The 22,449-nt window shown below is 67.0% G+C and carries 16 protein-coding genes; 8 read left to right on the top strand and 8 right to left on the bottom strand.

What is annotated here, in order from left to right:
- Window positions 1–73: 73 nt before the first annotated feature.
- The 5 genes from ACTHQS_RS15415 to ACTHQS_RS15395 form a co-directional block, all read right to left on the bottom strand.
- On the bottom strand, window positions 74–502 hold the full coding sequence (locus ACTHQS_RS15415; protein WP_440170596.1) for an OsmC family protein: 429 nt from the start codon (window positions 500–502) through the stop codon (window positions 74–76).
- A gap of 137 nt (window positions 503–639) precedes the next feature.
- Window positions 640–993, bottom strand: coding sequence for a hypothetical protein (locus ACTHQS_RS15410; RefSeq protein ID WP_440170594.1), 354 nt, complete (start codon window positions 991–993; stop codon window positions 640–642).
- A 147-nt stretch (window positions 994–1,140) separates the two neighbouring features.
- A complete protein-coding gene (sucB, locus tag ACTHQS_RS15405; protein WP_440170592.1) occupies window positions 1,141–2,901 on the bottom strand; it encodes a 2-oxoglutarate dehydrogenase, E2 component, dihydrolipoamide succinyltransferase in 1,761 nt (586 codons plus the stop codon).
- A 114-nt stretch (window positions 2,902–3,015) separates the two neighbouring features.
- Window positions 3,016–4,398 (bottom strand): dihydrolipoyl dehydrogenase, encoded by a 1,383-nt coding sequence (gene lpdA, locus ACTHQS_RS15400; RefSeq protein ID WP_440170589.1) that lies wholly within the window; start codon window positions 4,396–4,398, stop codon window positions 3,016–3,018.
- A gap of 253 nt (window positions 4,399–4,651) precedes the next feature.
- Complete coding sequence (locus ACTHQS_RS15395) at window positions 4,652–6,175, bottom strand: leucyl aminopeptidase (protein WP_440170586.1); 1,524 nt, start codon at window positions 6,173–6,175, stop codon at window positions 4,652–4,654.
- 256 nt (window positions 6,176–6,431) lie between these two features.
- Between ACTHQS_RS15395 and ACTHQS_RS15390 the strand changes: the two genes are divergently transcribed.
- From ACTHQS_RS15390 to ACTHQS_RS15375, 4 genes are all read left to right on the top strand, one after another.
- Window positions 6,432–7,370 (top strand): proteasome assembly chaperone family protein, encoded by a 939-nt coding sequence (locus tag ACTHQS_RS15390; protein WP_440170584.1) that lies wholly within the window; start codon window positions 6,432–6,434, stop codon window positions 7,368–7,370.
- A 51-nt stretch (window positions 7,371–7,421) separates the two neighbouring features.
- The gene (locus tag ACTHQS_RS15385; protein WP_440170582.1) at window positions 7,422–8,768 is read left to right on the top strand and encodes an MFS transporter; all 1,347 of its coding nucleotides are present in this window, start codon (window positions 7,422–7,424) and stop codon (window positions 8,766–8,768) included.
- A gap of 111 nt (window positions 8,769–8,879) precedes the next feature.
- Window positions 8,880–10,217, top strand: coding sequence for a DUF4192 domain-containing protein (locus ACTHQS_RS15380; protein ID WP_440170579.1), 1,338 nt, complete (start codon window positions 8,880–8,882; stop codon window positions 10,215–10,217).
- A 243-nt stretch (window positions 10,218–10,460) separates the two neighbouring features.
- A complete protein-coding gene (locus ACTHQS_RS15375; protein WP_440170576.1) occupies window positions 10,461–11,777 on the top strand; it encodes an RNA polymerase sigma factor in 1,317 nt (438 codons plus the stop codon).
- Window positions 11,778–12,017: 240 nt separating this feature from the next.
- Here the strand turns inward: ACTHQS_RS15375 and ACTHQS_RS15370 are convergent, their stop codons facing one another.
- The gene (locus ACTHQS_RS15370) at window positions 12,018–12,239 is read right to left on the bottom strand and encodes a DUF7455 domain-containing protein (protein ID WP_306633037.1); all 222 of its coding nucleotides are present in this window, start codon (window positions 12,237–12,239) and stop codon (window positions 12,018–12,020) included.
- Between the two features lie 256 nt (window positions 12,240–12,495).
- On the opposite strand from ACTHQS_RS15370, the gene ACTHQS_RS15365 reads away from it, so the two are divergent.
- The gene (locus ACTHQS_RS15365) at window positions 12,496–14,604 is read left to right on the top strand and encodes a DNA gyrase/topoisomerase IV subunit B (protein WP_440170572.1); all 2,109 of its coding nucleotides are present in this window, start codon (window positions 12,496–12,498) and stop codon (window positions 14,602–14,604) included.
- 41 nt (window positions 14,605–14,645) lie between these two features.
- Here ACTHQS_RS15365 and ACTHQS_RS15360 read toward each other — a convergent pair whose 3' ends face one another.
- Together ACTHQS_RS15360 and ACTHQS_RS15355 are read right to left on the bottom strand one after the other, a co-directional pair.
- Complete coding sequence (locus ACTHQS_RS15360) at window positions 14,646–15,638, bottom strand: M56 family metallopeptidase (RefSeq protein ID WP_440170570.1); 993 nt, start codon at window positions 15,636–15,638, stop codon at window positions 14,646–14,648.
- A 6-nt stretch (window positions 15,639–15,644) separates the two neighbouring features.
- Entirely contained in the window at window positions 15,645–16,028 is a 384-nt protein-coding gene (locus ACTHQS_RS15355) for a BlaI/MecI/CopY family transcriptional regulator (protein WP_440170568.1), read from the bottom strand.
- Between the two features lie 259 nt (window positions 16,029–16,287).
- On the opposite strand from ACTHQS_RS15355, the gene ACTHQS_RS15350 reads away from it, so the two are divergent.
- From ACTHQS_RS15350 to cydD, 3 genes are read left to right on the top strand one after another with little or no spacing between them, the layout of a single operon-like run.
- Complete coding sequence (locus ACTHQS_RS15350; RefSeq protein WP_440170566.1) at window positions 16,288–17,886, top strand: cytochrome ubiquinol oxidase subunit I; 1,599 nt, start codon at window positions 16,288–16,290, stop codon at window positions 17,884–17,886.
- 33 nt (window positions 17,887–17,919) lie between these two features.
- Window positions 17,920–18,969, top strand: a complete 1,050-nt coding sequence (cydB, locus tag ACTHQS_RS15345; RefSeq protein WP_440170563.1) for a cytochrome d ubiquinol oxidase subunit II — start codon at window positions 17,920–17,922, stop codon at window positions 18,967–18,969.
- A 1-nt stretch (window position 18,970) separates the two neighbouring features.
- On the top strand, window positions 18,971–22,414 hold the full coding sequence (gene cydD / locus ACTHQS_RS15340) for a thiol reductant ABC exporter subunit CydD (protein ID WP_440170560.1): 3,444 nt from the start codon (window positions 18,971–18,973) through the stop codon (window positions 22,412–22,414).
- Window positions 22,415–22,449 lie beyond the last annotated feature (35 nt).

The following is a 22,449-nucleotide window of genomic DNA, read 5'->3' as shown; positions in this document are numbered from 1 at the left end:
GGAACAACAAAGGCCCTGCCTTTCCGGGATTCCGGAAAGGCAGGGCCTTTGGCGTTTGGCGCGGCGGTGTGGCCTAGGACTGCAGCGTGGCGTCGAGGGTGATCTCGATGCCGGCCAGGGCCTGGGACACGGGGCAACCCTTCTTCGCGGCCTCGGCAATGCGCTGGAAGTCTTCCTGCGAGATGCCGGGGATCCGGGCGTTCAGGGTGAGGTGGCTGCCGGTGATCCCGGTTCCGGGCTGGAAGCCAACCTCCGATTTGGTGTTGACCTCTTCCGGCGTGAAGCCCGCCTGGCTGAGTTCGTGGCTGAAAGCCATGGAGAAGCAGGCCGAGTGCGCGGCGGCGATCAGCTCTTCCGGGCTGGTCTTTCCGCCGGCAGCCTCGGTGCGCGCCTTCCAGGTGACATCGAAGGTGCCCAGGCCGGAGCTGTCCAGGGTGGTGTTGCCCGAGCCTTCGGTCAGGCTTCCGGTCCATACGGTGTGGGCGTTGCGTGTTGTAGCCATGTCTCTCCTCAACGTCGATTCGGTCCGGGTCCGGCAGCATGGCCGGGCCCACCGCTCCCCATCCTAGGGATCCGGCCCATGACTTGCACGGATAATCCGCTCTCAGAGCATTATGACCGGCTGTCCGGCCTGGGAAGTTACTGCCAGAGGGTGGCGATGGCGATGTTGACCAGGGCCAGGCCACCGACGCTGTGGGCGAGGCCGGTGGAGACGGGCTGGCCGTTCTTGACCTTGCGCGTTCCGATCACGGCCAGGACGGCCACCACGATGGCGATGACGAACTTGATGCCCAGTTTGGCGTAGTTGGGATCCGAATCGGGCAGGAACGGAAGGATGCCCATCATGGCAATGCCGGTGAGGAGCTGCAGGAAGGCGCCATCACGCTGGCGCGGATGTACGGTGGGGGTCCGCATCGTGGCGATCCAGTAGCCCACAATCATGGCCGCGCCCACCACGTGCAGGAATACCAGGATGTTAAAGAGGATAGTCATGGCTCCAGCTTAGCCAGTCTGTTCTACGGCCCGTAGCAAAGCCACGCTGGGCATCCCTGCCGGCTGCCCGTTAAACCGCGACGGCGGCGCGCGCCGCCGGTGGTCATCCCACCGTTGGCGCCCGCCGCCGTCGTTCGTGGCTGGCTGTTACAGCCCCAGGTCCGCTTCGAACGCGCCTTCTTCGAGGCGTGCCTTCAGGGTCTGGAGGAACCGGCCTGCGTCAGCACCGTCCACCAGGCGGTGGTCGTACGTCAGGGACAGGTACATCATGGAGCGGATGGCGATCGAGTCGTCACCGTTTTCGTCAGCAACCACAACGGGGCGCTTGACGATGGCACCGGTACCGAGGATGCCCACCTGCGGCTGGTTGATGATCGGGGTATCGAACAGGGCGCCCACCGAACCGATGTTGGTGATGCTGAACGTGCCGCCGGACAGTTCGTCCGGACCGATCTTGCCGTCGCGGGTACGGGAGGCAACATCGGCGATCTTGCCGGCCAGGCCGGCGAGGTTCAGGTTGCCGGCGTCGGCGATGACCGGAACCAGCAGGCCCTTGTCGGTGTCGACGGCGATCGCCAGGTGCTCGGCGTTGTGGTAGGTGATTTCCTGCTTGTCCTCGTCGTACGCAGCGTTGAGCTTGGGGTGCTGCTTGAGGGCTTCGGCTACTGCCTTGGCGATGAAGGGCAGGAAGGTCAGCTTGGTGCCGTTCTGGGCCTGGAACGAGTTCTTGGCCTTGAGGCGGAGCTTGGCCACCTTGGTCATGTCCACTTCGTGCACCTGCGTGAGCTGGGTGGAGACCTCGAGGGACTCGCGCATGCGGCGGGCGATGACCTGGCGGATGCGGGGAGCCTTCTGGGTGGTTCCGCGCAGCGAGGAGGCGGCTGCACCCGACGCGGCGGGGGCCGAAGCGGCGGGGGCTGCGGCCGGAGCCGCGGCGGGAGCGGCCTTGGCTTCAGCGGCGGCTATCACATCCTGCTTGCGGATGCGGCCGCCAACACCGGTGCCGGACAGAGAGGAAATGTCCACGCCATGCTGGTTGGCCAGCTTGCGGACCAGGGGAGTGACGTAGCCGGATTCCGAACCTGCGGCCGGTGCGGCTTCCTGGGCTGCCGGAGCAGGAGCCTGGGCAGCCTGCGACGCGGCCGGTGCAGCCTGCTCAGGAGCCTGCTGGGCGGGAACGGCCTGGGCGGGCGCGGTCTGCGCGGGAGCGGACTCTGCCGGTGCGGGCTTGGGGGCTTCCTGCTGGGGAGCTGCGGGCGCAGCCTGCGGAGCCGCGGCAGCGGGGGCGCCGGAGCCGATGACGGCGAGCACGGAACCAACCTCGGCGGTCTCGTCCTCGTTGACGCGGATTTCCTGCAGGGTGCCGGCAACGGGGGACGGGATCTCGGTGTCCACCTTGTCGGTGGAAACCTCGAGCAGGGGTTCGTCGACCTCGACGGCGTCGCCCACGGCCTTGAGCCAGCGGGTGACGGTGCCTTCAGTGACGCTCTCGCCCAGTGCGGGGAGGGTTACTTCGTGGCTCTCGCCGCCGGCAGCCGGGGCTTCCTGGGCCGGGGCTTCCTGTGAAGGCGCCGCTTCAGCGGGGGCTTCCTGAGCGGGAGCAGCCGCAGGTGCCTCTTCGGCGGGAGCGGCAGCGGGAGCTTCTTCGGCCGGCGCGGAGCCGCCGCCGGAGCCGTCGCCGATGCGCACCAGCGGTGCGCCTACCTCGGCGGTCTCATCTTCAGCGACCAGGATTTCTTCAATCACGCCAGCTACAGGAGAGGGGATTTCAGTGTCTACTTTGTCGGTGGAGACTTCGAGCAGCGGCTCGTCCACCTCTACCCGGTCACCTACCTGCTTGAGCCAGCGGGTGACGGTTCCTTCGGTGACACTCTCACCGAGGGCGGGCAAGTTAACGGATTCAGACATGTCGTCCCCGTTCTCCTTATTGATCTTTAGTGCGAATGATTGCTGCCTTGTTGGAAGCCTAGTGCACCCGGTCTGTACGGCCGGGTGCACCGGGCCTGGTAATGCTGGGGGGAACTAGCCGTGCAGCGGCTTGCCGGCCAGCGCCAGGTGCGCTTCGCCGAGGGCTTCGTTCTGGGTGGGGTGGGCGTGCAGCAACTGCGCCACGTCTTCCGGGTAGGCTTCCCAGTTCACGATCAGCTGGGCCTCGCCCACCTGCTCGCCCATGCGGGCACCGATCATGTGGACGCCCACCACGGGGCCGTCCTTCTGGCGGACCAGCTTGACCAGGCCGGAGGTGCCCAGGATGGAGCTCTTGCCGTTGCCGGCCAGGTTGTATTCCTGGGTCTGGACCTGGTCGTCGCCGAACTTTTCCTTGGCAGCCTTCTCGGTGTAGCCGACGGTAGCGATTTCGGGTTCGGAGTAGGTGACCTTCGGGATGTTGATGTCCTCGACCACCACAGGCTTCAGGCCGGCGATTTCCTCGGCCACGAAGATGCCCTGCTGGTAGCCGCGGTGGGCCAGCTGTACGCCGGGGACGATGTCGCCGACGGCGTAGATGTTGCCGACGCCGGTGTGGAGGCGCTCGTTGGTGATGACGAAGCCGCGGTCGATGGTGACGCCGGCTTCCTCGTAGCCCAGGTTGGCCGTGACGGGGCCGCGGCCGACGGCGACCAGCAGCAGGTCCGCTTCGAACGTCTTGCCGTCCACCAGGGTGACCTTGACGCCGTCGTTATTCTGCTCCACGCCCTGGAAGAAGATGCCGGTGGAGAACTTGATGCCGCGCTTCTTGAAGGCACGCTCGAAGTTCTTGACGATGGTGGCGTCCTCGTTGGGAACGAGGGAGGGCAGGCCTTCGACGATGGTGACGTCCACGCCGAATGACTTCCAGACCGAGGCGAATTCGACGCCGATGACGCCGCCGCCCAGGATGATGGCGCTCTTGGGGATGTAGTCCATGGTCAGCGCCTGGTCGGAGGTGATGACCTTGCCGCCGATTTCGAGGCCCGGAAGGGTGCGCGAGTAGGAACCGGTGGCCAGGACGATGTTCTTGCCCTTGTACGCCGTGCCGTTCACTACGACGGTGTCGGTGCCCTGCAGCTTGCCTTCACCCTCGATGACGGTGATGCCCTTGGACTTGATGAGACCCTGCAGGCCCTTGTACTTGCCGGCGATGATGCCGTCCTTGTACGCGTTGACGGCATTGATGTCGATGCCGTCGAGGGTGACATTCACGCCGTACTTGGCGGAATCACGGGCGTGGTCGGCCAGCTCTGCGGAGTGCAGCAGGGCCTTGGTGGGGATGCAGCCGTTGTGGAGGCAGGTGCCGCCCAGCTTGCCCTTCTCCACGAGGCCGACGGTGAGGCCGAGTTGTACCGCCCGCAGCGCTGCAGCGTATCCGCCGCTGCCGCCACCGAGTACCAGGATGTCGAATTCTTGCGCAGTTGCCTGATCGGCCACTAAAACGCTCCCTCGCGTGAACGATGACGCGATCAGCGCGCATCATCTGGTCTTGGAACTTGCACTGCCGTGATTATGTCAGCAGGGCAACCCTCTTGCATTTGTGACTACCGTGGTTCACCTTAGCGAACCACCTATCCATGCTCCACCTTGGCGTTGCGTTTGTGGAGCGCTTGTGTCCAGTGTCACGCGGCTCTGTGGCACAGGGATCACCTGTGCCCAGAGCCGCGTGGTACCGGGGCTGCAGCCGTTCCTAGGCAGCGGCCAGGATGTCCTCCACGTAGGCAACCAGGGTACGCACGGTGCATCCGGTGCCCTGCTTGTGGGTGTAGCCGTAAGGGCTGCCGTTATTAAAGGACGGTCCTGCGATGTCGATGTGCGCCCAGGGGATCTGTTCGCCTGCCTTGTCCTTACCCACGAACTCGCGCAGGAACACGGCGGCGGTCATCATGCCGCCGTGCCGTTCGCCGATGTTGGCCAGGTCCGCCACCTGTGAATCGAGGGTGGGGCGCAGTTCCTCGGGCAGGGGCATGGGCCAGACCAGTTCACCGGCACGGTCAGCCGCTGCCTTGAGCGCACCTGTGACACTGTCCGATCCCATGATTCCTGCGGTGCGGTTGCCCAGCGCGATCAGTTGCGCACCGGTGAGGGTGGCGACGTCGATGATGGCGTCCGGGTATTCGCGGCTGGCAGCGACGATGCCGTCGGCCATGACCAGCCGGCCTTCGGCGTCGGTATTAAGGACTTCCACGGTCTTGCCGCCGAACATGGTCAGGACGTCAGCAGGGCGTGAGGCGCCACCGCCGGGCATGTTCTCCGCGATGCAGAGCCACGCGGTGGCCTTGACCGGCAGGCCCAGTCCGGCGAGGGCCAGGACAGTGTTAAGGACGACGGCGGCGCCCGCCATGTCGCTCTTCATGTCGCCCATGTTCAGGGCCGGCTTGATGGAGATGCCGCCGGTGTCGAAGGTGATGCCCTTGCCGACGAGGGCGATCTTGGCGGTGGCCTTGGCGGGGGAGTACTCGACCTTGACCAGGCGCGGCTGGCGCGTGGAGCCCTTGCCCACGCCCATGATGCCGCCATAGCCTTCCTTTTCAAGGCGCTTCTCGTCCCAGACGGTTACCTTGACGGGCAGGCCTTTGGCCAGGTCCTTGGCTGCCTCCGCAAAGGATTCTGGGTACAGGTGGCTGGGCGGCGTGTTGACGAGGGAACGGGTGTGGTTCACGGCCCTGGCCACCAGCCCGGCACGCTTCAGGCCCGCGTCCAGGTCCGCGCTGCCGGCCAGGCCGGTGAAGATCACGGCATTGCGGACAGGATCCTTGAGTCCGTCCGCGGAGGATCGGAACTCGGTGAAGGAATACGCACCCAGCGCGGCGCCTTCGGCGACGGCCGTGACGTCCTGCACCGTCGCCGTCGGAAACGCCAGGGTGACCGTGGCCAGGCCGGCCAGCTGCCGGACGGCCGATCCTGCAGCCCTGCGGAGTGCCTCACCCGTAAGCGCCCCCGTGGCAGGAACCTTGCCGACGCCGGCGAGGACCAGGATGCCGGCGCCGGTTTCCGGCAGGCCCGGCAGGCGGACCAGTTGGTCGGCAGCGCCGGTTACCCCCAGTGCGCTGAGGGAGTCTGCGAGTGCCTCGGCGGACTTCGCCGTCAGCGGGTTGTCCAACAGGACGGGGCCATCGGTTCCCTGCCCCACCCCGATGACCACGGCGTCGCTGGGGCTCTTCTTCAGGTCCCGAGAGACGGTACTAAGGTTGACTTCAGTATTCTTGACCACAGGGATGAGTCCTCAATTCTCGAAACGTTCGGGCAGGGATGCATGTTGGGCGCTCTGCCATGCTGGTCCGGATCCGCCCGTTCTGGACGGTCACCGGGTGGGTGCAAGCCCGCCTGGCAGGCCAGTTCCGATCGTAGTCCTTCCCCGGTGCCGCAGGAGAATTTCCTGAGAGGTGCGCCACACCGGCCGGTGGAATGCCGCGTGCCCTTGCAGCGTTATGAATGATGTCCACCCGCACCCCTGAAAGGAACATGCCGTGCTTGAACGGATTTCCGGCTCCCTGCTGGACCCCGACGCGCTCTATGCCAGCAACATCGAGCTGTTCCACAGCCCCGAACTCCAGGGGCTGAACATGGTCATGGGTTTCACCGGGTTTGCCGACGCAGGCCACGTGGTGAAGCAGATTAACTCCGAGCTGCTGGACTCCCTTGATGCCCAGCCGGTGGCAGTCTTCGATGCCGACCAGCTGATCGACTACCGGTCCCGGCGGCCGCACCTGAGCTTTGTCGAAGACCACATCCAGGACTACCAGGAGCCCCGGCTGGCCCTGTACCGGCTGGTGGACGGGCTGGGTAAGCCGTTCCTCCTCCTGGCCGGCTTCGAACCTGACCTGCAATGGGAACGGTTCGCCCGCGCCGTGGTGAACATCGTGGAGAAACTGGACGTCAACCTGGTCACCTGGATCCACTCGATTCCCATGCCGGTGCCGCACACCCGGCCTGTGGGCGTGACCGTGCACGGCAACCGGCCTGAACTGATCGAGGGCATTTCGGTATGGAAGCCCACCGTCGAAGTTCCTGCCGCCGTGGGCCACATCCTGGAGCTGCGCCTCGTGGAGGCCGGACGCAACGTTGCCGGGTACGTCATCCATGTCCCGCACTACCTGGCTGAGGCTGAATACCCGACCGCCGCCGTCGCCGGCCTGGAATACCTGGGCGCCGCCACGTCCCTCATGCTGCCCACCGACCGGCTCCGCGAATCGGGCCGTGAGGTCAGCCGCCAGATTGCCGAGCAGATCGAGGCGTCCGAAGAAGTCCAGCAGGTGGTGTCCCGCCTCGAAACCCGGTACGACGAAAAGTCGGACGGCATCGTGCGCCGGTCGCTCCTGGCCAACGAGAACGATGAGCTTCCCGACGCCGACGACCTCGGCGCCGCCGTGGAGGCCTACCTTGCGCGGGAGAACCCGGGGCAGTAGCGCTGGTCACAACTTCCGGGAAACCGGCGTCCCGCCGGGCATAATGAAGTGGTGACTGCACCCCGCGCCTGGCTTATCTGGACCATTGGAATTTTCGGGTACCTGGTGGCCGTGGCGCAGCGCACCTCGTTCGGTGTGGTGGGACTTGAGGCGACAGAGCGGTTCCACGCCAGCGCGTCCGCCATCTCCTTCTTCACAGTCCTGCAGCTGCTGGTCTACGCCGGCCTCCAAATTCCCGTGGGCGTGCTGGTGGACAGGTTCGGATCGCGGGCCATGATTGCCGGCGGCGCCGTCCTGATGGGACTCGGGCAGCTGCAGCTGGCCTTTGCAGAAAGCATTCCCGGGGGAGTCCTGGGCCGCGTCCTGGTGGGCGCGGGCGATGCCATGACCTTCATCTCGGTGATCCGGCTCATTCCGCTGTGGTTCGCTCCCGCCCGGGTACCCCTGGTCACCCAGTTAACGGGCATGTCCGGCCAGTTGGGGCAGCTGTTCAGTGTCCTGCCCTTCGCGCTGGTCCTCCACCTCGCGGGATGGACCCCCGCCTTCCTGATGCTGGCAGGGATGTCCGCGCTCGCCGTCGTACTCGTCGTCTTGCTGTTGCAGGACGCTCCGCCGGGCACCGAACGGCCGCATGCACGGCAGGGGCTCCGGGCCACCGGGGCGTCGCTGGCCCGGGCATGGCGCCAGCCCGGCACCCGGCTGGGAATGTGGAGCCACTTCACCATCCAGTTCTCCGGCACCGTATTTGCCATGACCTGGGGCTATCCATTCCTGATTTCCGGCCAGGGCCTGGATGCCGGAACCGTCGCCGCCCTGATGGCGCTGTACGTCGCCGCCGCGATGGCGGTTGGCCCCTTCATTGGGCGCTTCGTTTCACGGCACCCGCTGCGCCGTTCCACCATGGTGCTGCTGATCGCCGCCGGCACCGCCGCGGCCTGGGCGGCGGTGCTGCTGTTGCCCGGCCGGGCTCCGCTGTGGCTGCTGGCCGGCCTGGTGGTGGTGCTCGCAATCGGCGGCCCAGGCTCGATGATCGGTTTCGACTTCGCCCGCACCTTCAACCCTGCGCACCGGATCGGCACCGCCACCGGGATCGTCAATGTTGGCGGCTTCATTGCCGCCCTCGTGTCCATCTTCCTGATCGGCCTGGTGCTGGACGTCCTCTACGCTTCCGGTTTCTCGCAGGGGGTGCTGTACGGGCTGGATCCCTTCCGGCTGGCCCTGAGCGTCCAGTTCCTGCTCCTGGCCTTCGGCGCCGCCGCGATCCTGGCCTCCCGGCGAAAGGTGCGCCGGCAGATGGCCGACCAGGGGATCGTGGTGCCGCCACTGCGCAGCGCCCTGGCCCGGCAGCGCCGGGAAAGCCTGGCCCGCCGTCGCCAGACGACGCCCACCGACGACTGACTACTCCTGCACAGGCCCGTGTGGCGCGGGTTTGGCTGCCGGTTGGCGGACTTTTCCACTTAGGCCAAGGACGCCCTTCTGCGGGGTTGGGTCCGGGCGAATGCTGGAGCAATGACAGCTTCAGAACGATTAACAGTCCGCGGGCCGGAAGACATCCTTGGCTTCATCCCCCACTCCCTGGGTTACTGGCCTGAATCCAGCCTGGTGGCCATGACGCTGCACGGCACCAGGCTCGGGGCCACGTTGCGGCTCGACCTCCCGGGACCGGACATACAGGCAGACCCGGCAGGGTTCGCCCGTGCCGTCCGCCGCTACCTTGAGTCTGACCAGGAGGCAGACGGCGCGTTGCTGGCAGTGTTCACCAGCGACGCCGGCATGCTTCCGCCGTCCGACTACGACCGTTTGATTTCGGCGGTGCAGTCCGCCCTGGCCCAGGGCGGGATGCCGGTCCGCGATGCCTGGTTTGTGGGCGGCGAATACTGGCGCGACGCATTCTGCGCTGATCCTTCCTGTTGCCCGCTTCCAGGTAGGCCCGTGCAGCAGATCACGGACAGCATGTTGAATACGGAGATGGTGTACAGGGGCAGCAGCGTTGGCCCGGCTCCCAAGACAGGCCGCGGTCCGGCAACAGCCGTCCCCGCCATGCACCTGGCCGCCGTCCTGGAGGCGCAGAAAGGCTGGGAGGAAGAGCTTGCCGGACGGTCCGGATCCAGGGCACAGTTCGATGCCGTGCTCGACTTCTGGGAGATGCTGTTGGACAGGACGCCGGCACGGCCATGGATGGCGGATGTTGAGCGCGACGCCTTCCTCCGTGCCACGCTGCTCTGTCCCACCTGGCGCGACGCGGTACTGGTGATGGCAGCGGCAGGCCGGAACGCTGCGGAGGCCGGAGCCGAGCAGTTCGGCGTCCTTCACGACGGGGGTGGGGACTCCAGCGGGGTCTCCGTGGTGCCGCTGCCGCTGTTGCCTCCGGCGGACTTCGCGGGCCGCCAACCGCGGAGGGGAAGCAGAAGGTCCGGTGCGGCGGGGCAGGCTGCGGCCCGTCCACGGGAGTTGCGCCTGCTGCGGGGAACCGCGGCCGCTTCCGGCTCTGTGCCTGCGGGCTACGGCGAGGTCCTCATGGGGCTGGCGCCGGACGTTCCCGACTGGGAGGGCCTGGACGCGCTGGACCGGGTTCTTGGCCAATTGGCTGTGCTGGGCGGTGGCGCAGCGGCCGCGGCGCTGACGCTTCAGGGCTGGGTTGCGTGGTGCCGGGGCCGCGGATCCTACTCTGCCGCTTACCTGGACCAGGCTCTTGAACTTGAGCCGGGCTACCGGCTCGCGGAACTGCTGCTGGACCTCGTGGGCAGGGGAACACTCTGTGGCTGGGCGGCCCGGAAGGACGCGGCATGGCAGAAGTTCGGGGAGGAAAGCGCGGGGGAGAAGGCAACAGGGAAGGAAGGTTTGTGAGCGGATGGCGGCGGGAGAGGCCGGATTCCGGCAAATCATGAGACAATGGATGCCGAGACCCGGTTGGGTCCGTGTACCGAGTGCTTGTCAGCGTCCCGCAAGGGAACATTACAGCCACTCCGGGAGTTGTCTTAAGTGACTCTGCCGGCCGTGGTGGCGCTCGGTTTTCATCACGGACTTGACAGGGTCATAGTGGTGTTGCCCGTATGGTGATTCCACAGACCACCGCTAGAAAGGTTTTCTGTGACCCCGTCTTCCACGAAGAAGGATTCCGCCGCCCAGGATGTCTTGTCCCCTGAGGAGAAGCAGGCCGCGACCAATGCCAAGCGGGCAGCCACGCGGGCAGCCAACAAGGCTTCGGCCGGGGAGGCTGCAGCGGACGGCAAGCGCGAGCCCAAAAAGCGTGGGCCCAAGCCCGGCGCCAAGGCTGCAGCAGCGGCCGCAGGAAAGTCCGGTGACGTTGACCCGGACGAGGTCGAAGAAGTCGAGGAAGACATCGACGACAACGACATCGTCCTCGAAGGCGCGGAAGCAGTTGAGGATGCCGACGCTGAACCCGTCAAGGGTGCCGCCGGCAGCGGCAAGGGCTTCGTCTACTCCGATGCAGACGACGACGACGCCCCCGTGCAGCAGGTCATGTCTGCAGGTGCCACGGCCGACCCCGTCAAGGACTACCTGAAGCAGATCGGCAAGGTGGCACTGCTCAACGCTGAGCAGGAAGTGGACCTTGCGCTGCGCATCGAAGCCGGGCTGTTTGCCGAGGAGAAGATCGCCGCTGACGACGGGTCCATGGATCCGAAGTACAAGCGTGAACTCGAATTCATCATCCACGACGGCAAGCGCGCCAAGAACCACCTGCTGGAGGCCAACCTTCGCCTTGTGGTCTCGCTGGCCAAGCGCTACACCGGCCGCGGCATGCTGTTCCTGGACCTGATCCAGGAAGGCAACCTGGGCCTCATCCGCGCCGTTGAGAAGTTCGACTACACCAAGGGCTTCAAGTTCTCCACCTACGCCACCTGGTGGATCCGCCAGGCCATCACCCGCGCCATGGCCGACCAGGCCCGCACCATCCGTATCCCGGTGCACATGGTTGAGGTCATCAACAAGCTGGCACGCGTCCAGCGCCAGATGCTGCAGGACCTGGGCCGCGAGCCCACGCCCGAGGAACTGGCACTGGAACTGGACATGACCCCTGAGAAGGTTGTCGAGGTCCAGAAGTACGGCCGCGAACCCATTTCGCTGCACACCCCCCTCGGCGAGGACGGCGATTCCGAGTTCGGCGACCTGATCGAGGACTCTGAGGCCGTTGTCCCGGCTGATGCCGTGAGCTTCACCCTCCTCCAGGAGCAGCTGCACTCGGTGCTGGATACCCTCTCCGAGCGCGAAGCCGGCGTGGTTGCCATGCGGTTTGGCCTCACGGACGGCCAGCCGAAGACTTTAGACGAAATCGGAAAGGTCTACGGCGTCACCCGCGAGCGGATCCGCCAGATCGAATCGAAGACCATGTCCAAGCTCCGCCACCCCTCCAGGTCGCAGGTGCTGCGGGACTACCTGGACTAAGTCGTCTGCAGGGTTGAACAGGGGTCGTCCCGGATCCACCGAAAAGGGTGGGTTCGGGACGGCCCCTGTTGTCGTCGGGTCCATTGTCTTGTCGGGTCCATTGTCTTCAAGTTCCCCCCGGGAAGGTTTCCGCAGTCCGCGGGGGCGGGGCAGGATCAGCCCTGATGCGGGTCCTTAAACGCCTGCGGGACCCTTCCGTGTGGAAGAGCCCCGCAGGATTCGTTGTTACCGATGCCTCATCTAGTCGATTTCAACGGCAGCTTTCTCGTGAAGCTTTCCCGTCTCGTCGTGCCAGTCGGAGCTCAACGGCTTGAGCGTCGACTCGACTGCACGGGCGTGGTGGCCGCAGAACAGCAGTTCACCGCCGGAGGACTCGAGTACAACCCGGACATATGCCTGAGCTCCGCAACGGTCGCACCGGTCCAGTGCATTCAGCGTGCGGTCTGCCACTGCTGTTGTCATATCGGCCTCCTTAGTAGATCAGTACATCTATATAACCAGCATTCGTATCCAAACCATCGCAAGGATGGGGCAAGTTCGCTGTGCGCGTATCCGCAAGGTTCGGTCAAGAACTCCACAGTTCCGCCCGTCACCCGGGTTCGTGGCGCGCCGCACACCGGTCCGCGGGTGTGGCAGGCGGCCGGGACCGCTGCCGCCGACTACCCTAGAAGGTGCGGTCCCAGCGCCGCGCCGTCGTCCCTGAAGGAGTTCATCACCAGTGGCACCCAGCTCTGAGTACACCGCCCGGCACCTCTCCGTCCTGGAGGGCCTCGAAGCCGTCCGCAAACGCCCGGGCATGTACATCGGCTCGACCGACTCGCGCGGCCTCATGCACTGCCTCTGGGAAATCATCGACAACTCCGTGGACGAGGCCCTGGCCGGGTTCGGCCATGACATCAAGATCATCCTGCACGCCGACAACTCCGTGGAGATCCACGACGACGGCCGCGGAATTCCCGTCGACAAGGAACCCAAGACGGGGCTCACCGGCGTCGAAGTTGTCTTCACCAAGCTCCACGCCGGCGGCAAGTTCGGCGGCGGCTCCTACACAGCCTCGGGCGGCCTGCACGGCGTGGGCGCTTCCGTGGTCAACGCCCTGTCCTCGCGGCTGGACGTGGAGGTGGACCGGGGCGGCAAGACCTACAAGATGTCCTTCCGCCGCGGTGAACCCGGCCGCTTCAAAGACACCGGTTCCCGCCTGGATCCGGCAGCACCGTTCACGCCCTTCGTCAACGACTCCGTACTGGACGTGGTGGGCAAAGCCAAGCGCGGCGTCACCGGGACGAGGATCCGTTACTGGGCGGACCGGCAGATCTTCACCCCAGACGCAAAATTCTCCTACGAGGACCTCGCGGCCCGTGCCCGCCAGACTTCCTTCCTGGTGCCCGGACTCAAGCTCACGGTGCGGGACGAGCGCAGGGTCCCCGGGACGCCGGGTGAAGCCGGCCCCCACGAGGAGGTCTTCCACCACGACGGCGGCATTTCAGAATTCGTCGAGTTCCTTGCAGCGGACCCGGCCGTCACCGACGTCTGGCGGCTGCACGGGTCAGGGAAGTTCAAGGAGACGGTCCCGGTCCTCGACGAACGGGGGCACAGCCAGCTGGCCGAAGTAGAGCGTGACTGCGAGGTGGACGTGGCGCTCCGCTGGGGGATCGGCTACGACAGCACCGTACGGAGCTTCGTCAACATCATCGCCACCCCGAAGGGCGGTACGCACCAGTCGGGGTTCGAACAGGCCCTGATCAAGACTTTCCGCAAAGCCGTCGAGACCAACGCCCGCAAGCTCAAGGCCGGCAACGACAAGATCGAAAAGGACGACATCTTCGCCGGCCTGACCGCAGTGCTGACGGTCCGGCTCGCTGAACCGCAGTTCGAAGGCCAGACCAAGGAAATCCTGGGCACCAGCGCGGTCCGCGCCATCGTGGCCAAGGTGGTGGAGCGCGAAATTTCCGCCAAGCTGTCCGCCAGCAACCGGAACGACAAGGCCCAGTCGGCGCTGCTGCTGGAAAAGATCGTCAACGAGATGAAGTCGCGCATCTCGGCCCGCGTGCACAAGGAAACCCAGCGGCGCAAGAACGCGCTGGAAACCTCCTCGATGCCCACCAAGCTGGCCGACTGCCGGACGGACGACGTCGAACGCTCCGAACTGTTCATCGTGGAAGGTGATTCCGCGCTGGGCACGGCCAAGCTGGCCCGCTCCTCGGACTTCCAGGCGCTGCTGCCCATCCGCGGCAAGATCCTCAACGTCCAGAAGGCCTCGGTGGGGGACATGCTCTCCAACGCCGAGTGTGCAGCCCTGATCCAGGTGGTCGGCGCGGGTTCCGGCCGCAGCTTCGACATCAGCGCCGCCCGCTACGGGAAGGTGATCCTCATGACCGACGCCGACGTGGACGGCGCCCACATCCGCACGCTGCTGCTGACCCTTTTCTTCCGCTACATGCGGCCCATGATCCTCGAAGGCAGGGTATTTGCCGCGGTGCCGCCGCTGCACCGCGTGGAGGTCATCAATGCCGGCCAGAAGGCCAACGAGATGATCTATACCTACTCGGAGGCCGAACTCCACGTGCTGCTGGCCCGATTGGCCAAGGAGGGCAAGCGGTACAAGGAGCCCATCCAGCGGTACAAGGGGCTGGGGGAAATGGACGCCGAGCAGCTGGCCGAGACCACCATGGACCCGCGGCACCGGACCCTGCGCAAGGTGGGAATCGAAAACGCGCAGCAGGCAGAAGAGATTTTCGACCTGCTGATGGGCTCGGATGTGTCCCCGCGCAAGGACTTCATCATCGCCGGCGCGTCCAGCCTGGACCGGGAGCGCATCGACGCCTGATTGCCGCCGGCGCCAGCCCAGCAGCCCGATTGCCGCCGGCGTCAGCCGAGCAGTCCGGGAACCACGAGCAATGCCGTGGGCAGGGCAAGCAGCAGGACGCAGCCGGCCATGACCGCACTGCGGACGGCGGCAGGAAGCTGGGGCTGCGGCGTCAGGAGGCGGCTGACCCTCGAGGCCGCGGTCCTCACGGCATCCGATCCCGGGCCGCCCGCTGCTGCCTCGAGCCCGGACAGGGCCAGGGCGGGGGTGGAGGGCCGGATGTCGCCGGTGCCCGCGCTGGCTGCGGAGCCGCTGGCCACGATGGCGATGGCCTTGATGAGGGTTGCTTTGCTCTCGGTCCGGAGGGCGACGTCGTCGGCCAGCATTTCGATGAGCGAGTTCACCGATTCCTGCGCAAGCCGGGTGGTGGGAAGCCAGGGGAGGGCCTGCCGCCAGGCTGCGAAGGCCCAGAGCAGCAGGTGGTGCCGCTGGCTCAGGTGGGCGTTCTCGTGGATCAGGACGGCACGCAGTTCGGCTGGTTCAAGGGCCGCCATGAGGCCGTCCGACAGGACGGTCACCGACCGGGCGCCGCCCGGAAGGCAGTAGGCGACAGGGGAGTCGTGGCTGATGACGAGGGTTCCGGCGTCCTGGCCGGATGGGGAGGCCAGGAGGGCGAGCAGTTCGCGGTGCCGGCGACGCTGCCGCTGGATTTTGTAGTACGTCAGCAGCAGCGTGAACACCAGGTGGGCCGTGAGCAGGGCGGCGGCAGACAGGGCAAAAATATGCCAGAACCCCAGTGCCGTGGTGGGGGCGTTGAAAAGCACCATGCCGGCAAGGGCGCGCAGCCCCGCGATGAGGTTGTCACCAACAGGTTCCAGGCCGTAGACCAGCATGGCGCCGATCATGGAGAGGCCACCTGCCAAGGCGATCGCCTGCCATAAGAGCATCGCCGTGAATGGCGACCTGGCCGGCCATTGTGCCCGCGACAGGAGGATCGGCACCGGCCAGGCCAGGATAATCGCAAGGACCGCCAGCAGGTATGAGGCCCAGAACATGGTGTGCTAGAGGTGGCCCAGCAGTTTGCGCAGCGTCTCGGCTTCACCTTCGGAGACTGACCCGATGAAGCGGGCCAGGACGGCCTCACGGTCCGGGGCTGAACCCAGGACCTCATGCATCAGTTCAGCGGTGTGGTCTGCGCGGCTGGACACCGCCTGGTAACGGTGCGGGCGGGTTCCGCGTTCGCGTTCCACCAGCCCCTTCTTCTCCAGGCGGGAAAGTACGGTAAGTACTGTCGTGACGGCCAGTTCCTTGCCTTCGTGGCCCGGCCCGCCCTGTGCAGTCGACGTGCGCGCCAACTGGTCCCTCAGGGTGTTGGCCGTAGCCGCTTCGTGGCCCGCCCAGAGCAGGTCCATCACTGCCCGTTCCAGTTCACCAAGACTAGCCATTTCACTTTTCCTTTATTTCCCCGCACCATGCGCCTGGGCGCCCGGTGACGTCACGCGGTTGTTCAACTACACCACTAAATTTACCCCGAAACCGCCGAACCTTCTACATCGGGTAGAACATCTGGCGCGCCGCGCCCCCGTGGGCGATCCTAGGGGAGGGTAATTGGTTTTCATCCGCCGCCGACCATGTTCTACACTTTGTAGAAGTTACAGTTCTACGGAGCGTAGAAAACTGCATTGGCTAACAGTAGGGACTGCCATGGACGCCTTGGAAATCGCACGCTGGCAATTCGGTATCACCACGGTCTACCACTTCATGATGGTGCCGCTGACCATCGGCCTGGGCCTGGTGGTGGCCGTTATCCAGACGGCCTGGTACCGCACCGGCAAGCCCGAGTACCTGCGCATGACCAAGTTCTGGGGGAAGCTCTTCCTCATCAACTTCATCATGGGCGTCGCCACGGGCATCGTGCAGGAGTTCCAGTTCGGCATGGCCTGGAGCGAGTACAGCCGCTTCGTGGGTGACGTCTTCGGCGCACCGCTGGCCCTCGAGGCCCTCCTCGCCTTCTTTGTCGAGTCCACTTTCCTGGGCCTGTGGATCTTCGGCTGGAAGCAGCTCAAGCCCGCCATCCACCTTGCCTGCCTGTGGGTGGCCGTCATTGGATCAGCGCTTTCCGCTTACTTCATCATCGTCGCCAACAGCTGGATGCAGCACCCGGTGGGCGTGGAAATGATCAACGGCCGGCCCGTCATGACCGACGCCTGGGCCGTCTTCACCAACAACACCGCCCTCGTTGCCGTCCCGCACACCCTCTTCGGCGCCCTCGCCGTGGCAGGCGGCTTCCTCCTGGGCATCGCCTGGTACCACCTGTGGCGGAGGCGGCACGACGGCGTTGACACCGTGGGTGCCGACGGCCGGGTCATCCCGGGTGAAGACGCCCGGATCCCGGGCCGGGACCTTGCCGACCACAAGGTGTGGATCCGGTCCCTGCGCATCGGCGCCGTGGTGGCCATGATCTCGTTCGCCGGCACCGCCGTCACCGGTGACCTGCAGGGCAAGCTCATGTTCCAGCAGCAGCCCATGAAGATGGCCGCGGCGGAGGCTGCCTGCCACGACGGCACGGGCTTCTCCGTCCTGAGCATCGGCAACGTGGGATCCAAGAACTGCGACGACGTGGTGGCCGTGATCGAAGTTCCGGGCATCCTGTCCTTCCTGGCAAAGGGCGACTTCACCACCGAGGTCCAGGGCGTCAACAGCCTGCTGCCCGAATACAAGGCCAACTACGGAACCCACCTGCCGGACAACCCGATCTACGGTGACCGGGCCGGCCAGGAAATCCAGTACGTGCCCGTCATGGAAGTCACCTACTGGGGCTTCCGGATGATGATCGGCTTCGGCGGCCTCGCCGCGCTGGCGGCATTGGTGGCACTCTGGCTTACCCGCAAGGGCACGGTCCCGGAATCCCGGTGGCTCATGCGCCTGGCCGTCTTCGGCATCCTGGCCCCCTTCGGCGCCAACGCCGCCGGCTGGATCTTCACCGAGATGGGCCGGCAGCCGTTCGTGGTGGCGCCCAACCCCGATCCCAGCGGCATCGACCAGGTATTCATGTTCACCGCGGCCGCCGTCTCACCGGGCGTCTCCGCCGGCGAGCTGATTGCCTCGCTGGTGGCCCTGACCGCCGTCTACGCCGTCCTGCTGGTGGTGGAGGTGAAGCTGCTGGTCACGTACATCCGCGGCGGCGTGGTGTCCGCGATGCCGGAACTGGGCCACGCGCCGGCGGACGAGAACGAGGATGAAACACCCGGCGGCAGCGGGGACACCAAACCGGCCGACGACGTCCTGGCCTTCGCCTACTAACCGCACCCGCAGACCGAGCAGAGGAAACACACAATGGAACTGCTTCCCACCATTTGGTTCATCGCCATCGCGGTGCTGTGGACCGGCTACCTCTTCCTGGAGGGCTTCGACCTGGGCGTGGGGATGCTGATGAAGCTCTTCGCCCGCGACAACACCGAACGCCGCGTGCTGCTGAACACGATCGGACCCGTCTGGGACGGCAATGAGGTGTGGCTGCTGACCGCCGGCGGCGCCACCTTCGCCGCCTTCCCGCTCTGGTACGCGTCCTTGTTCTCCGCGCTCTACCTGCCGCTGCTGGTGGTCCTGCTGGCCCTGATCTTCCGTGCCGTGGCGTTTGAATACCGCGGCAAGGTGGACACCGACAGCTGGCGGAACCGGTGGGACTGGGCCATCGCGCTGGGCTCCTTCTTCGCAGCCTTCGGCGTGGGTGCCGCCCTGGCCCTCACCACCACCGGCCTGCCGCTGAACGCCAACGGCGACCGCGAGGGCGGCCCCATGGCCTGGTTCAGTGGCTACGCCCTCCTTGGCGGCGTGGCAGTGGTGGGATTCTCGCTCCTGCACGCCCTTGCCTTCCTGGCACTCAAGACCGACGGCGAGGTCCGGCACCGGGCCCGGCAATGGTTCGTGCGGCTCCTGCCGGTCCTGCTCCTTCCCATCGCAGCATGGGCCCTCGCCATCCAGTTCATGGACGGCAAGCCCTGGACCTGGGCGGCCGTTGTCCTGGCAGTCGGTGCCGCCCTTACTGCCTGGCTGCTGGCCCGGAAGGGTTCTGAGGGCAGGGCCTTCCTGGCCCTGGGAGCCTTCCTGGTGCTGGGCACGACCGCCATCTTCGGAGCCGTGTTCCCCGTAGTGCTGCCTTCCACGCTGGACAGCGCCTTTGACCTCACCATCTCCAACGCCTCGTCCTCCGACTACACCCTGGGACTGATGAGCATCGTGGCGGCCTTTGGCCTTCCCCTGGTGATTGCCTACCAGGCCTGGACCTACTGGGTGTTCCGCCGCCGCGTCAGCGCGGCGCACATCCCGGAAGCCCACAGCTTCCTCCCGGCGGTGGCTGCCAAGGCCTTTACCACCAAGGGCTGACGTGCGCCCAACTTTTCCCGCCGGTCCCTCCACCCGCTCAGCCATCTACTGGCTGGGACTGCTGGCAGCGCTCAAGGCCCTGTCCCTGGTCCTGATCGGCCAGGCGGTGGCCTCCGTCCTGGCCGGACTGGTTGCCGGGAACCCGGCCTGGGGGAGCCAACTGACCGCCGGACTCCTCGGCGTCGTCCTCCGGTCCCTGACCGTGTGGGGCCAGGCCGTCGCTGCCCGCCGCGCCGCACTGGGCGTGAAGGAAGAACTGCGCGCTGAGCTGCTGGAGCGGGCGCTGCGTACCGGCGTGCGCGGAGCCGGGCCCGGCGACGGCGGCCTGGCGGTCCTTGCCACCCGTGGCCTGGACGCACTGGACAGCTACTACACCCAGTTCCTTCCCGCGCTGGTCAACTGCGCGGCCGTTCCGCTGCTGCTGGGGGCCCGGATCCTCTTCGCGGACTGGGTCAGCGCGCTGGTCATCGTGCTGACGGTGCCCCTGATCCCGGTGTTCATGGTGCTGATCGGCCGGTACACCGAGGACAACGTGCGGGAGGCCCAGGCCTCGCTGGCGCGGCTGTCAGCGCACATGCTGGAGCTCGCCAAGGGCCTGCCGGTCCTGGTGGGGCTGGGCCGTGCCACCGCCCAGCGCAAGGCCCTCGAAGACATCTCGGAGGAATACCGTTCGCGCACCATGGGCACCCTGCGCACTGCGTTCCTGTCCGCGCTGGCCCTGGAACTCATCGCCACCATCTCCGTGGCGGTGGTGGCCGTCTTCATCGGCGTCCGGCTGGTCCACGGCGACATGCCGCTGGAGGCGGGCCTGCTGGCCCTCCTCCTCGCCCCGGACTGCTACCTCCCGCTGCGGGAACTCGGCACCGCCCACCACGCCAGCGACGACGGCAGGGTGGCGCTCGCGGAAACAACCGCGGTGACCCGGGCGCCGGAGCCAACACCGCTGCCCGCGGCCAAGGCCGGCAGGCCGGGCGCCCCGCTGGAGGTCACCGGACTCACGGTGACCTACGCCGGCAGGTCCGGAACCGCCGTCGGACCCCTCACCTTCACCGCACCGCTGGACAGGATTACGGCACTGGAGGGCCCCAGCGGTGCGGGCAAGAGCACTGTCCTGGGCGTCTTGGCCGGAACCATTGGCCATGGAGACGGAACAAGCATCGCCGGCTCCATCACCGGGCTGGACCGCCGTGCCGTGGCCTGGGTGCCGCAGCACCCCGTCATGGTGGCCCGAACCGTCCTGGACGAAGTGCTGCTGTACCTCTCACCGGACCCGGGCCACGCCCCGGACCGGTTCACCGCCGAAGACGCGGCCCGGCAATGCCTTGAACGCGCCGGAGCCGGGCACCTGGCAGCAAAGCACCAGGCGGAGCTGAGCCCGGGCGAGCTCCGCCGTGTGGCACTGGCCCGTGGCCTTGCCAGGATCGACGCCGGGGCTACCCTCCTGCTGCTCGACGAACCCACCGCACACCTCGATGACGCTTCTGCCGTCGTCGTCGAGGACGCCATCCGCCTGCTCCGCGGCCAGGTCACCGTGATCCTGGTGGCCCACAACGAGCGCACCCGGCAGCTTGCGGACGTGCTGGTGCCGGTGGCGCGGGCCACGGCTACAGCCCGTCAGGCGGGCGGAGGCGTGGCGTTCCTGCCCACCTCCCTGCCCGCCTCCCTGCCCGCCGGCTCGGCGGACCCCGCAGGAAGCAGTGCGGGGGACGCGGGCGCCGCCAGCGCTTCCACGGACAGCCAGACCACAGGGAATTCCTCCGCCGGCGGTCCTGCGCAGGCCGTCCCCGGTTCTGGCCGCCTCCTGGCCGCACTCCTTGCGCCGGTCCGGGGAAAGTTCGCGGCTGCGGCCTTCGTCGGCACCCTGGCGGCCGTCTTCGCCGTGGCGCTTTCCGGCCTGTCGGGCTGGCTCATCATCCGGGCCAGTGAACAGCCGCCCATCCTGTATCTCCTGACCGCCATTGTCGGTGTCCGGTTCTTCGGCATTGGCCGGGCTGTGTTCCGCTACTGGGAGCGGCTGCTGCTGCACGATGCCGTGTTCGCCGCACTCACCCGGCTCCGCGGCCGCCTCTGGGAATCCCTGAGCCGCAGGGCACTGTCGCTGCGCCGGCTCCTGCAGGGCGGAAACGTGCTGGGGACGGTGATCGACGACGTCGACACCGTCCGGGACCTCCTGCCCCGCGTGGTCCTGCCCCCTGTCACGGCGTTCGCGGTATCTGTCCTGGCCATAGCTGCCACCGGCATCCTGGTGCCTGACGCCCTTCCAGCCGTGGCGGCAGCAGCCATCAGCGGCCTGCTCGTGGCGCCCGCCGCCGCCCTGTGGGGCGACCGCAAATCCGCCGCCGCCGAGCAGTCCCTGCGTTCCGGCGTCCTGCGCCGCGTCACCGCTGCCCTCGATGCCCGGGCCGAACTGCACGCCAACGGCGTTGCGCCCCGCGTGCTTGACGCGCTGCTGGCGGAGGACCGGGACGCCACCCGTGCGTCGCAGCGCTCGGCCTGGGCGGACGGGCTGGGGCATGCCGTCGCCACCGCGGCCTGCGGCACGGCCGCGCTGGCGGCCGCCTGGTTGGCGGGCCCCGGGGTCCTCACGGCCCAGGTGGCCCCCGCGACGGCGGCCGTGGTGGTCCTCCTGCTGCTCGCGCTGGTGGAACCCTACGCAGCGATGACGACGGCGGTGCGCCAGTTTCCCGCGCTGCGCTCGGTCATGCGCCGGGTGGGGGAGTCCGGCGCCCTTCAGGGAGGCGAAAGCCCTGGCGGCCTGCAGCACGTTCCCCCCAGTGCCGGGGACGCACCAGGCGTTGAACTGGTGGACCTGGCCGCGGCATGGCCGGGCGGCTCTCCGGTCTTCTCCGGCGTGGATGCGGTGGCCGGCCCCGGGCGCTGGCTGGCCGTCACGGGACCGTCCGGTTCGGGAAAATCCACGCTGCTCTCGGTGCTGCTCGGCTTCCTGCCGCCGGCCGCGGGGCAGGCCATGGTTACGGGCCGTGCAGCGTGGTGCCCGCAGGAGGCCCACCTGTTCGATTCCACCATCCGGGGAAACCTGCTGCTGGGACGGCCGTCAGGGAACGTCGCATCCACGGCAGGTGACGGCGAGCTGGAAGCCGTCCTCGCCGCCGTCGGACTTTCAGGACTGGTGGGCCGGCTGCCGGCGGGGCTGGACACCCGGATCGGTCCCGGTGGTGCCTTCCTGAGCGGCGGCGAGCGCCAGCGCCTGGCTGTGGCGCGGACCCTGCTGACCGGAGCCGAAGTGATCCTGCTGGATGAACCCACCGCCCACCTGGATGCGGAGTCAGCGGCTGCCATGCTGGCGGACCTGCGTGCCGGGCTGGGGGACCGCACCGTGGTGCTGGTCACGCACAACCCCGCCGATATCCATGCCGGTGACGCCAGGCTGGACCTCACGGCCTCCTCCGGACAGCCCCGGGGATCCCTGGCGCCCTCGCGCTGAGCCCCCGCTACCGTGCGCCGCCGCCAACCAGGGCG

Origin of the sequence: Arthrobacter sp. SAFR-044 (assembly GCF_051965175.1) — a bacterium.
Classification (GTDB): domain Bacteria; phylum Actinomycetota; class Actinomycetes; order Actinomycetales; family Micrococcaceae; genus Arthrobacter.
The sequence above is the reverse complement of the archived record's forward strand: the minus strand, read 5'-3'. Positions and strand labels throughout refer to the sequence as shown.